Origin of the sequence: Actinospineispora eucalypti (genome assembly GCF_039543365.1) — a bacterium.
GTDB classification, from domain to species: domain Bacteria; phylum Actinomycetota; class Actinomycetes; order Mycobacteriales; family Pseudonocardiaceae; genus Pseudonocardia; species Pseudonocardia eucalypti.
In genome coordinates this window covers 1-11,590 of sequence record NZ_BAABJP010000046.1, presented here as the reverse complement: position 1 = coordinate 11,590, position 11,590 = coordinate 1, and the positions used below count along the sequence as shown (strand labels likewise).

8 protein-coding genes are annotated in these 11,590 nt (G+C 70.7%); 5 read left to right on the top strand and 3 right to left on the bottom strand.

Features of this window, described 5'->3' with window-relative positions:
• Positions 1-186: 186 nt before the first annotated feature.
• Both ABEB12_RS34315 and ABEB12_RS34310 read right to left on the bottom strand, forming a co-directional pair.
• Positions 187-849, bottom strand: coding sequence for a TetR/AcrR family transcriptional regulator C-terminal ligand-binding domain-containing protein (locus ABEB12_RS34315; protein WP_185060691.1), 663 nt, complete (start codon positions 847-849; stop codon positions 187-189).
• Between the two features lie 76 nt (positions 850-925).
• The gene (locus ABEB12_RS34310) at positions 926-2,500 is read right to left on the bottom strand and encodes a long-chain-fatty-acid--CoA ligase (RefSeq protein WP_185060692.1); all 1,575 of its coding nucleotides are present in this window, start codon (positions 2,498-2,500) and stop codon (positions 926-928) included.
• A gap of 378 nt (positions 2,501-2,878) precedes the next feature.
• On the opposite strand from ABEB12_RS34310, the gene ABEB12_RS34305 reads away from it, so the two are divergent.
• Positions 2,879-3,436 (top strand): TetR family transcriptional regulator, encoded by a 558-nt coding sequence (locus ABEB12_RS34305; RefSeq protein ID WP_185060693.1) that lies wholly within the window; start codon positions 2,879-2,881, stop codon positions 3,434-3,436.
• Between the two features lie 57 nt (positions 3,437-3,493).
• Entirely contained in the window at positions 3,494-4,753 is a 1,260-nt protein-coding gene (locus ABEB12_RS34300; RefSeq protein ID WP_185060694.1) for a cytochrome P450, read from the top strand.
• A gap of 521 nt (positions 4,754-5,274) precedes the next feature.
• Here the strand turns inward: ABEB12_RS34300 and ABEB12_RS34295 are convergent.
• Positions 5,275-6,783, bottom strand: a complete 1,509-nt coding sequence (locus ABEB12_RS34295; protein WP_185060695.1) for a fatty acyl-CoA synthetase — start codon at positions 6,781-6,783, stop codon at positions 5,275-5,277.
• Between the two features lie 357 nt (positions 6,784-7,140).
• Here ABEB12_RS34295 and ABEB12_RS34290 point away from each other — a divergent pair, with 357 nt between their 5' ends.
• From ABEB12_RS34290 to ABEB12_RS34280, 3 genes are all read left to right on the top strand, one after another.
• Positions 7,141-8,424, top strand: a complete 1,284-nt coding sequence (locus tag ABEB12_RS34290) for a hypothetical protein (RefSeq protein ID WP_185060696.1) — start codon at positions 7,141-7,143, stop codon at positions 8,422-8,424.
• The gene (locus ABEB12_RS34285) at positions 8,421-9,017 is read left to right on the top strand and encodes a hypothetical protein (RefSeq protein WP_185060697.1); all 597 of its coding nucleotides are present in this window, start codon (positions 8,421-8,423) and stop codon (positions 9,015-9,017) included. Before ABEB12_RS34290 ends, ABEB12_RS34285 begins: the two co-directional genes overlap by 4 nt.
• Before the next feature lie 67 nt (positions 9,018-9,084).
• Entirely contained in the window at positions 9,085-11,472 is a 2,388-nt protein-coding gene (locus ABEB12_RS34280) for a molybdopterin cofactor-binding domain-containing protein (protein ID WP_185060698.1), read from the top strand.
• Positions 11,473-11,590: the final 118 nt, after the last annotated feature.

The following is an 11,590-nucleotide window of genomic DNA, read 5'->3' as shown; positions in this document are numbered from 1 at the left end:
AGCCGTTCCAGCCGGGCATGGTCGGTGACGACAACACCGAGGTGGTTTCCGGTCTGCGCGAGGGTCAGCCGATCCTGCTTCCGCAGGCGCAGGTGGCCCCGGGCGGCCAGGCACCCCGGTAGTTCCCAACGAAACCCCGGAGGCCCGGGTCCCAGCCAACGGGACCCGGGCCTCCGGTCGTCTGGGTCAGATCGAGATGAGGGGCATGAGGACCTCGTCCACGATCTCCACCACGAACTCGTCGGCGATCGGGCCGCCGTGCACCAGGAAGTGGTGCCGGAGCAGCGCCGGGCCCACGTTGGCCACCCGGTGGGTGAGCGCACTGGGCCGCACCTCGCCGCGTACCGCGCCGCGGCGCATGAGGTCCAGCACCATGTTGATCACCGGGTCCACGAAGCGGCGGCGGACGACGTGCATCAGGTCCGGGTCCCGCACCGTCTCCACGATCATTCCCCGGGCGCCCTCGCCCGGCGCGCCCTCGAACCGCGCGGTGATTGCGCGCAGCAGCCCGAGCAGGTCCTCCCGGATGTCGCCGGTGTCCGGTGCCTCCAGCTCGAACGGCCGGATGTGTTCCAGCGCGTCCACCACCAGCTCGGCCCGGTTCGTCCAGCGCCGGTACAGCGAACCCTTGCTGGCGTGCGCCCGGTTCGCCACCCTCTCCATGGTGAGCTCCGCGTAGCCGAACTCGTCCAGTTCGGCCAGCGTGGCCTCGAAGATCGCGGCGGTCAGCGCCTCCCCCCGGCGGCGCGGGGCCCGGCGATGGTCGCCCTCCGCCGAGGCGCAGGCGTCCGCCTCCACCGACTCGCGGCAGTCGTCGGTCGGTTGGGCCAGCTCGGCCTGTGAGGTCATATTCGTACTTTACTTGAAGACGACTCGTTCTCTATTGCTGGAACGCTTCAGTTTGACGTCGGTCACCGCGTGTGGGTTACACCTGAGGGGCCGAAACCACGTTCTCCGCGCCGAACGCCGACCTCAGCTCGACCTTCAACACCTTCCCGCTGGGGTTGCGGGGAAGCGCGTCCAGCAGGGCGATCCGCCGGGGGCACTTGTACGCCGCCAGGTGTTGCCGGGCGAACGCCTCGATCTCCTCGGCATCCGGCGGGTCGGCCTGGTCGGCCGGCACGATCACGGCCAGCGGCGTCTCGCCCCACTTGGGGTCGGCCACGCCGATCAGGGAGACGTCGGCCACCTTGGGGTGACCGGCGAGCACGTTCTCCACCTCGGCGCAGTAGATGTTCTCCCCGCCCGAGATGATCATGTCCTTCTTCCGGTCCACCACGTAGAAGAAGCCGTCCTCGTCCTCCCGGACCAGGTCGCCGGAGTGGAACCAGCCGCCGGCGAAGGCCTCGGCGGTCGCCTCCGGGTTGTTCCAGTACTCCTTCATCACCATGGGGCCCCGGTAGACGATCTCGCCGACCGTGCCCCTCGGCACGTCGTTCATCTCGTCGTCCACCACCCGGACCTCGACGTTGAGGATGGGCGTTCCCACCGACCCGATCTTGCGGATGGCGTCCTCGCCGATCAGGTAGCAGGTGACCGGGCTGCACTCGGTCTGCCCGAACGCGGTCTGCACGTTGGCCAGGGGGAACGTTTCCATCATGGTGCGCAGCAGCGTGGTGGAGGCGGGAGCGGCGCCCCAGGAGGCGCGGCGCAGCGCGGAGAGGTCTCGCTCGGCGATGCCCGGCACGGCGCAGATCGCCTGCCACTGCGAGGGCACGAAGAAGCAGGTGGACACCCGCTCCCGTTCCAGCAGGTCCACCATGGCCGCCGGGTCGAACCCGCCGGACGGCGTGATCACGAACTTCCCGCCGGGCAGCAGGCACATCAGGTACCCGGACACCCCGGCGATGTGGAACATCGGCGCGCCGTTCAGGGACACCCGGTCGTCGGCCGGTGCGCCGACGTGCACGCTGCAGCTGAACGCGTGCAGCATCAGGTTGTAGTGGGTGAGCACCGCGCCCTTCGGGCGGCCCGTGGTGCCCGAGGTGTACATGATGAACGCCGGCGCGTGCTCGTCCACCACCAGCTCGCCGAACTCCGGGTCGGCCCCGGCCAGCGCTCGTTCGTAGTCCTCCCCGATGACCAGCACGGTGTGCACCGAGGGGGCCTCCGCGCGCGCCGAGGCCAGCGCCTCGGCGAACATCGGGTCCACCACCACGGCCACCGAGCCGCTGTCGGCGAGGGCGTAGGCGATCTCCCTGGCCACCAGCCGGAAGTTGATCGGCACGCAGATCGCCCCGAGGCGCACCGAGGCGAGCATCGCCTCGATGTACTCGATCGAGTTCAGTCCCAGGATGGCCACCCGGTCGCCGGCCCCGACCCCCCGGGCGCGCAGCGCGTTGGCCAGCCGGCTGACCCGTTCGTCCAGCTCACGGTAGGTGCGGCCGTCCTCGCCGAAGCTGATCGCCGGCTGGTTCGGGATCTTGCGGGCGTGCCGGGCGAGCTGGTCGGCGGCGGTCATGCCGCGCCCGGTGATGTGTACGGAGGGGGTGGCGGCCATGCGGCACATACTGCCGCGGCCATCCGGCCCGCGCGAGGTGACCGGGAGCGCCGCTGCTCCCGGTCGGCTACGTCCTACGGTGTGCTGCAGCCGCAGTTGGTGGTGCAGCTGTCCGTGCCGCGCAGTGCCATCATCTCCCCGACCTCCCTACTCGTGGGTGATTCGACCGTAGGTACCGTCGGCGCAGGTCACAAGGCCCGGACCTGACGTGTGAAGTTGTTAGCTCTTATGCCGCGGCGGGGCGGCGGGGCGACTGCGCTGGGCAACCGCCGTTGCGACGACCGGTGGACACGTGGAGACCGTGCCGTTCGCCGGGCGGGGGCGGGACAACCGTTAGGCTCGGCCCGGGACACGCCTCAGGCGAAAGGGCGGAGCCGGATGGCGCGGGTAAGTCGGTCGGCCTATCTCGAGGCGGCCCTTGAGGTGCTCGCCGAGGCCGGCAGCGAGGGCCTGACGGTGGCCGAGCTGTGCGCCCGCCTCGGTGTCACCAAGGGTTCCTTCTACCACCACTTCACCGGCATGCCGGAGCTGGTGAGCGCCCTGCTGCGGTTCTGGGCGGACGAACGCAGCCAGCGGCTGATCGAGGTGTCCTCGGCCGAGCCGGACCCGGTGGCCCGCTATGAGCTGCTGCTGCGCATCGCCGAGGGCCTGCCGCACGGCGCCGAGGCGGCGCTGCGCGCCTGGGGCCGCAGCAACCCCGAGGTACACGCGGTGGTGACCCGTGTGGACGCCGCGCGGGAACGGCACATCGCCGAGTCGATGCGGCTGTTCGGGCTGTCCGAGGAGCGGGCCGGGCTGCGCGCCCGGATGGCCATCTCCCTGCTGGTGGGCGTTCAGCAGCGGGAGAACCCGGTCGATGTCGTGACGCTGCGCGCCATGCTCGAGGAGCTGAACGCGACGCTCCCGGCCCTACCGGGTGCGGCCCTTTCAGAATGAACATACCATCAGGTACGGTCTGTTCGCGACGACCCAGGCCCCCGATTGGAGTCATCGATGACCATGACAGTTGAGCAGGCCGGGTTGACCGTGATCGACCCGACCGCGTACGCGGAGGAACGCCGCCTGCACGAGGCGTGCGCCCTGCTGCGCCGGGAGTCGCCGGTTCACTGGGTCGACGGCCTGCCCGAGTACAACCCGTTCTGGGTGATCACCAAGCGGGCGCACATCCTGGAGATCGAGAAGAACCACCAGCAGTTCCGCAACCACCCGCGCCCGGTGCTGGTCCCCGCCGTGGAGGACCAGCGGCAGGCCGAGCAGGGCCAGCTGCTGCGCACCCTGATCCACATCGACGACCCGGACCACAAGGCGCTGCGCCCGGTCGCGGCCGACTGGTTCAAGCCCAAGACGCTGCGCACCATGCAGGAGAACGTGGACGTCCTGGCGCGGCGGTACGTGGACCAGATGGCGGCCAGGGGCAGCGAGTGCGACTTCGTCAGCGAGGTCGCCGTGCACTACCCGCTGCAGGTGATCCTGTCCCTGCTCGGGCTGCCGGAGAGCGACTTCCCCCGGATGCTGCAGCTCACCCAGGAGATCTTCGGCGGGGACGACCCGGAGCGCCGCCGGGGGGAGACCCCGGAGGAGCAGATGGCCGTGGTGATGGACTTCTTCGCCTACTTCCAGCGGCTGATCAACGACCGCCGGGAGACCCCGACCGAGGACCTGGCCTCGGCGATCGCCAACGCCCGGATCGACGGCGAGTACCTGTCCGACATCGACTGCGCCTCCTACTTCGTGATCATCGCGACCGCCGGGCACGACACCACCAGCTCGACCATCGCCGGTGGGCTGCACGCCCTGCTCGAGCACCCCGACCAGCTGGAGAAGCTGCGGGCCGACCCGAGCCTGATGCCCGGCGCGGTGGAGGAGATGATCCGCTGGGTCACGCCGGTGAAGGAGTTCATGCGCACCGCGCGGGAGGACTACGAGATCGGCGGGCAGACCATCAAGGCCGGGCAGAGCCTGCTGCTCATGTACCCGTCGGGCAACCGGGACGAGGAGGAGTTCGACAACCCGGACGTGTTCGACGTGACCCGGCGGCCGAACCGGCACGTGGCGTTCGGCGCCGGCGTGCACTTCTGCCTCGGCGCGGCACTCGCCCGCATGGAGACCCAGGCCATCTTCGCCGAGCTGCTGCCCCGGCTGGAGCACATCGAGCTGGCCGGCACCCCCGAGGGGGTGCCCAGCACGTTCGTCAGCGGGCTGAAGCGGCTGCCCATCCGGTACCGGCTGACCGGGGCGCCGGTACCGGCCTGATCAGCCGGGCTAGGGCCAACGTCCTTCAGTCAGGGGCCGCACCGGTCGTCTTCGGTCCGCCGGTTCGGCGGGGGTCGGGTTCGAAAGACGGCCTCGACGGCGCGGACCGGTCGGGCTGGCGCGGCTCGGTCTCGCCCGGCGCCTTTCGCTCGCCACCCGCGCCCGCTCCCGTGCGCCCGCTCCCGTGCTCAGGACGAACGGTTGGTGTGTGGCGGCCTTCGTAACGCAGGGTTGCCAGGCGCGGAGGCCGCGCGGTCGATTCCGCGGCGGGTCGTCGTCGAGTGCGACACCATTCTGGTTTGATCTTGGAAAAAACCAGAATGGTGTCGACTTCGGTGAATGGGACAAACCGAACCCGACCGATACCGGTCACGTTCCGTAACGAGGCCGGCGGTCGGGAGCGCGAACCGCGGCAGGGCGGCCACCGCGCCGCCGTCCGGGCCGATCCTTCGGACCCGATTCCCGCCGCACCGGCGGACCGAAGACGACCGGTGCGACCCGTTAACCGGGCGGCCTTGTCGCTAGGGCAGCTGGTCGCGCAGGACCCGTTTGAGCAGCTTGCCGGACGCGTTGCGGGGCAGCTCCCCGACCAGGTGCACCGCCTTGGGCACCTTGAAGCCGGCCAGCCGGCCCTTGGCGTGCGCGATCAGCTCCTCGGGGTCCACCGGTGACTTGGTCACCACGAACGCGGTGATCGCCTCGATCCACCGCTCGTGCGGCACGCCGATCACCGCCGCCTCGGCGACCGCCGGGTGGGTGTAGAGGGCGTCCTCGACCTCGCGGGAGGCCACTAGCACACCGCCCGTGTTGATCACGTCCTTGATCCGGTCCACCACGGTGATGTAGCCCTCCTCGTCCGCGCGAACCAGGTCACCGGAGTGGAACCAGCCGCTGGCGAACGCCTCGGCCGTCTCCTCCGGCTTCTCCCAGTAGCCCTCGCACAGCTGCGGCGAGCGGTAGACCACCTCGCCCAGCTCGCCCGGCGCGACGTCGTTGCCCTCGCCGTCCACCACCCGCAGCTCCACGAACAGCACCGCGCGGCCGCAGGAGCCGGGCCGGTCGGGGTGCTCCTCCGGCTGCAGCGCGGTGGCCAGCGGGCCGATCTCGGACTGCCCGAACAGGTTGTAGAAGCCCAGCCCGGGCAGCGCCTGCTGGAGCCGCTCCAGCACCGGCCCCGGCATGATCGACGCCCCGTAGAAGGCCTTGCGCAGCGAGCTCAGGTCCCGGGTGGCGAAGTCGGGGTGCTGGGAGAGCGGCACCCACACCGTGGGGGCCAGGAACAGCGCGCCGATCTTGTCCGCCTCGATCCGGCGCAGGATCTCCGGGACGTCCGGGGCCTCCATCACGTGATTGGTCGCGCCGACGGCCAGGTAGGGGAGCATCAACACGTGCATGCCGGCCGAGTGGTACAGCGGCATCGGGTGCAGCGGCTGGTCGTGCTCGTGGCAGCCCATGGCCACGATGCAGGACACGTACTCGTGCACCAGCGCCCGGTGGGTCATCATCGCGCCCTTGGGCCGGCTGGTGGTGCCGGAGGTGTAGAGCAGCTGGACCAGGTCGGTGTCCGCCACCGGGACGTCGATGTGCGGCACCTCGCCGGCACTGGCGCGGGCCAGCAGCGAGTCCTCCGTGTCGCGCAGCGCGAGCACCTGCTTCGGCGGCTCGGGCAGCGCCTCCACCGGCCCGGCCAGCGCCGGATCGACCAGGATCGCGCTGGCCCCGGACTGCTCCACCAGGTAGGCCAGCTCGTCTCCGGTCAGGTTGTAGTTGATCGGCACGTGCACCAGGCCGGCCCTGGCGCAGGCCAGGAAACCGATCACGTAGGCGTCCGAGTTCTTCCCGTAGGCGGCGACCCGGTCGCCCTTGTCCAGGCCGAGCCCGAGCAGGACGGCCGCCGCCCGGCTGACCGCGTCGTCCAGCTCCCGGTAGGTCCACGTCCGGCCGGCGAAGCGCAGCGCCACCCGGTCGGGCGTGCGGCGGGCGCTGCGCGCCGGCACGTCGGCCACGGTGCTCGACTTGGTCGCGATCATCTGGACGGCCTCCCGGCGCTGGTGGACCCGTTTCCTGAGAACTTCCGCATACCTTTCTGCCCAGCCGTCCTGCCCGCAACCTGTGCGATAGCACGCCCGCTGGGCCACGGCGATACGTGAGAGCGCAACTACACGGCTTGCGCAAGCAAGGAGAGCGATTTCCCCGCATTGGGTGAAGGCATTGGTGCCCCCGCCGGACGGCGAGTGGTGGCGGCCACTTACCATCTCCTGCACCGGGGCGCTCCCCACACTGGGCGGGGCCACCAACTCCGCCCGGTGCCAGTGCACTCGGCGGCCGCTCTGTCCCGGTATCGCTCGGCGCCGCCGTCATAGCGCAGTGAGCGAGGTCGACAGCTGATGGCTCAGGTCAAGGTGGGACCAGGCGACGCGGGGCCCGAGGAGCCCAAGGCCGAGGCCGCGTCTACCACAACGCCCCAGGAGAAGGCGGATACGAAGCCCGGGGCCGAGGCGAAAGCCGAGGAACCGAAGGCCGACGCCGAGGTGGCCAAGGCCGACGCCGCGGTCGAGGAGACCGAGGCTTCCGAGGTGAAGGCATCGGAGGCGAAGGACGGGGCCGCCAAGGCTGACGCCGCAGTCTCCGAGGCGAAGGCCGCCGGGGACGCCGAGCCCGCGAAGGGTGAGGCCAAGCCGGCGGAGCCCGCGAAGGCTGAACCCGCCGCCGAGGTGGCGGAGAAGCCGGCTGACGCCAAGGTCGAGGACGCCAAGGTCGAGGACGCGCCGGCCGAGAAGCCCGCGGACACGAAGGCCGAGGGCGCCAAGCCCGCCGGCGCCGAGGCCACCGACGCGGCGCCGGAGAAGGACGCGGACGCGCCGGTCGCGGAGGCCAAGGCTGAGGAGCCTGAGGCCAAGGGCGCCAAGCCTGAGCAGTCTGAGGCCGACGACGCGAAGCCTGCGGAGTCCAAGGCTTCCGAGGACGCGGAGCCCGCGGAGTCCAAGGCTTCCGAGGACGCCAAGCCTGAGGAGGCCAAGGCTTCCGAGGATGCGAAGACCGAGAAGTCCGAGGACGACAAGGACGAACGGACGGTGGTGATCTCCTCCCCGAAGGCGGAGGAGAACGGCGTGAAGGCCGCCGCCGCGTCGGCCAAGCTGGCCGGCGAGGAAGAGACCGTCGTACTTCCCTCGCCCCGCTCGGGCGGGCCGTCCAAGCAGTGGAAGATCCTGGTCGGCGCGTTGAGCGTGGTGGCGGTCGGGCTGCTGGTGGCCGGTGTGCTGCTGTTCGTGCACAACCGGTCGGCGGCCGATCTGGACGCCCAGCGGGTGGAGGCGTCCGGCGTGGCGCAGAAGGTCGCCACCGACCTCACCTCGCTGGGCGCGGACAACGCCCAGGCGGTGATCGCCAGCCTGAACGGCGAGACCACGGGCGACTTCAAGAACAAGATCGGCAGCCTCAGCGGGCAGCTGCAGGGTGCGCTGCAGCAGCTGAACGCCAGCTCCAAGGGCACCGTCAACGGTGCGGCCGTGGAGAAGATCGACGACAAGTCCGCGTCGGTGCTGGTCTCCGTCGCGGCGACGATCTCGAGCAGCAAGCTGCCCCAGCCGCAGCAGGTCTCGTACCGGATCTCCGTCCAACTCCAGCATGACGGCAGCCGCTGGCTGGCGTCGGAGGTGAACTTCGTATGAGCATCAGTGACACCAAGACCGACGCCAAGACCGAGGCCGACGCGGACGACAAGACCGTCGTGCTCGAGTCGGAGGAGAAGACCAAGCCGGCCGAGCCGAACGCGGCCGGCGGCCGATCCCGGACGCTGGTGCCGCTGGTGCTCGGGGTGGTCGTCCTGGGCCTGGCGATCGCGGTCGGCTTCTTCACCGTCCAGGCGGTGAGCAGCTCGAACGCCGAGCAGGACCGGACCGCCGCCCTGGATGCGGCGCGCACCTCGTCCGCGCAGGCACTCAGCTACAACTCGGACACCATCGACGCGGACATCGCCCGGACCAAGGCGCTGCTCACCGGCAAGTTCGCCGCCGACTTCGACCAGCTCGCCACCCAGTTCCTGCTGCCGGCGAGCAAGCAGACGAAGCTGTCCACCAATGCCGAGGTGACGCACGCGGCGGTTATCGAGTCCGGGCCGCGGGAGGCCAAGGTGCTGCTGTTCGTGAACCAGACGGTGCGCGCGGCCAGCGCGCCCCAGCCGGCCACCGGCGCGGCCGGCATGCGGGTCACCATGACCCTCGCCGACGGCAAGTGGCTGATCTCCAACATCGAGCCCATCTGAGAGGCCGCCGGCCGGCACGCGGGACCTCGGCGTGCCGGCCCGGGGTGATCGCGGCTACAGTCCGGCTATGCGCGGATCCATTCTTGGCACCGAGGTGCGGCGGGTCGAAGACGACGAGTTGATGCGTGGCCAGGGCACCTATGTGGACAACCTGGACATCCCCGACACCTTGCACGCGACCTTCGTCCGGTCGCCATTGGCCCACGCCCTTATCGAGGGCGTCGACACTTCTGAGGCAAAGACCGCGCCCGGCGTGCGCGCGGTGTATCTGGCCGAGGACCTCAACCTTGCCCCGCAGGTCGGGGCCATCCCGTTGAACCCGAAGACCGCCCGGCCGCCGCTCGCGGTGGGCAAGGTCCGGTTCGTCGGGGATGTGGTCGCGGTCGTCATCGCGGACACCAAGGCCCAGGCCAACGACGCCGCCGAGCTGGTCGTGGTGGACTACGACCCGCTCGACGTGGTGGTCGACCTGGAAGCGGCCCTCGACCCGGACGGCCCGCTCCAGTTCGAGGAGCTGGGCTCCAACATCGCCGCCGGCGAGCGGGAGCCGGACGAGGAGGGCGACCCGCTCGAGGGCGCCGACGTCGTGGTCCGGGTGACCATGCGCAACCAGCGGCTGGCCCCGATGCCGATGGAGCCCAACGCGATGATCGCCATCCCGGGCGGCATCGACGGCACGGACTACGACGCCACGGTCTACGTGTCCGCGCAGGCGGCCCACATGGCCCAGGCGCTGCTGGCCGGTGGCATCGGCATGGACATGTCCCGGCTGCGGGTGATCTCGCCGCACGTCGGCGGCGGGTTCGGCGCCAAGATCGGCGCGCAGGCCGAGCACCTGGTCGTGCTGGCCGCCGCGCTGAAGCTGGGCCGCCCGGTGAAGTGGATCGAGACCCGCTCGGAGAACGCGGTCTCCATGATGCACGGCCGGGCCCAGCAGGAGTGGGTGGAGATGGGCCTGCGCCAGGACGGCACGATCGTCGGCCTGCGGCTGAACGTGCTGGTGGACTGCGGTGCCTACGGCGGGTTCAACGGCTTCCTGGGCATCGTGTTCACCCGCATGATGTCGGCCGGCGTCTACCGCATCCCGAAGATCAGCTACAACGTCGCCGCGGTGCTCACCAACACCGCCTCGGTCGGTGCGTTCCGCGGCGCCGGCCGTCCGGAGGCGGCCGAGCTGCTCGAGCGGATCATGGACATGGCCGCCGTCGAACTGAAGATCGACCCGGCCGAGCTGCGCCGGCGCAACTACATCCAGCCCGACGAGTTCCCGCACACCACCGTGGTCGGCGCGCCGTACGACAACGGTGACTACGAGCTGCCGCTGCGCAAGGCGCTCGAGCTGGCCGGCTACGAAGACCTGCGGGCCGAGCAGGAGCGCCGCCGGAGCAGCGGTGACCCCAAGCAGCTGGGCATCGGGCTGGCCTCCTACGTGGAGGTCACCGGCGCCGGCAACTTCACCGAGTGGGCCGCCGTGGACGTGCACGCCGACGGCGGGGCGACCATCAAGGTGGGCACCTCGGCGCACGGCCAGGGGCACGCCACCTCGTTCGGCATGATCGTGTCGGACCGGCTGGGCATTCCGCTGGAGAAGATCAAGTTTGTCCAGGCGGACACCGCCGAGGTGCCGCGCGGCGGCGGGACCATGGGCTCCCGTTCGCTGCAGATCGGCGGCAATGCGGTGAACCGGGCCGCCGAGGTGGTGCTGCAGTCCGCCCGCGAGCTGGCGGCTGAGCTGCTCGAGGCCGACGTCGACGACATCGAGGTCTCGGACAGCGGCGAGCTGGGCGTGGCCGGCGTGCCGGACCGGACGCTCAGCTGGTCGAAGCTGTCCGAGGCCGCCACCGAGCGCGGCCAGCGGCTGGGCACCGAGCTGGACTGGGAGCAGCAGGGCGGTTCCACCTTCCCGTTCGGCACCCACCTGTCCGTGGTGGAGGTGGACACCGACACCGGCAAGGTCACCCCGCTCAAGCACTACGCGGTGGACGACTGCGGGCGCATCCTCAACCCGCTGATCGTGGCCGGTCAGCAGCACGGCGGGCTGGCCCAGGGCATGGCCCAGACGCTCTGGGAGCACTTCGTCTACGACGCGGACGGCAACCCGACCACGGCCACGCTGACCGACTACACCATCCCGTCGGCGGCCGACCTGCCCTGGTTCGACGTGTCCAACACCGAGACGCCCACGCCGCACAACCCACTGGGCGCCAAGGGCATCGGGGAGAGCGCCACCGTCGGCTCCACCCCCGCCGTGCACAACGCCATCGTCGACGCGGTCAGCCACCTCGGCATCCGCCACATCGACCTCCCCTGCACCCCCCACGCCGTCTGGCGGGCCATCGAGAACGCAAGGAAGGGCGCCCTGCCCGACCCCTGGCGCGAACCGCCCCTGGCGGCCCTCCGCGCCCTCCCCGAACGCCAACCCATGGACCCCGACGCCGAACCCGTCGGCGCCTGACCCGGACACGAGACCTCGGCACACCCCACTCGGGTGTGCCGGGTCTCCCACCTGGGGGACTGTTCCAAGATCGGTGTTTCCGGCCCGACGCGCCGGGCTGAGGTCCGGCGAGATGGGC

Bases quoted from the DNA above. Each gene is read 5' to 3' on its own strand.
- ABEB12_RS34315 (WP_185060691.1), bottom strand. From the start codon at position 849: ATGACCTCACAGGCCGAGCTGGCCCAACCGACCGACGACTGCCGCGAG.
- ABEB12_RS34310 (WP_185060692.1), bottom strand. From the start codon at position 2,500: ATGGCCGCCACCCCCTCCGTACACATCACCGGGCGCGGCATGACCGCC.
- ABEB12_RS34305 (WP_185060693.1), top strand. From the start codon at position 2,879: ATGGCGCGGGTAAGTCGGTCGGCCTATCTCGAGGCGGCCCTTGAGGTG.
- ABEB12_RS34300 (WP_185060694.1), top strand. From the start codon at position 3,494: ATGACCATGACAGTTGAGCAGGCCGGGTTGACCGTGATCGACCCGACC.
- ABEB12_RS34295 (WP_185060695.1), bottom strand. From the start codon at position 6,783: ATGATCGCGACCAAGTCGAGCACCGTGGCCGACGTGCCGGCGCGCAGC.
- ABEB12_RS34290 (WP_185060696.1), top strand. From the start codon at position 7,141: ATGGCTCAGGTCAAGGTGGGACCAGGCGACGCGGGGCCCGAGGAGCCC.
- ABEB12_RS34285 (WP_185060697.1), top strand. From the start codon at position 8,421: ATGAGCATCAGTGACACCAAGACCGACGCCAAGACCGAGGCCGACGCG.
- ABEB12_RS34280 (WP_185060698.1), top strand. From the start codon at position 9,085: ATGCGCGGATCCATTCTTGGCACCGAGGTGCGGCGGGTCGAAGACGAC.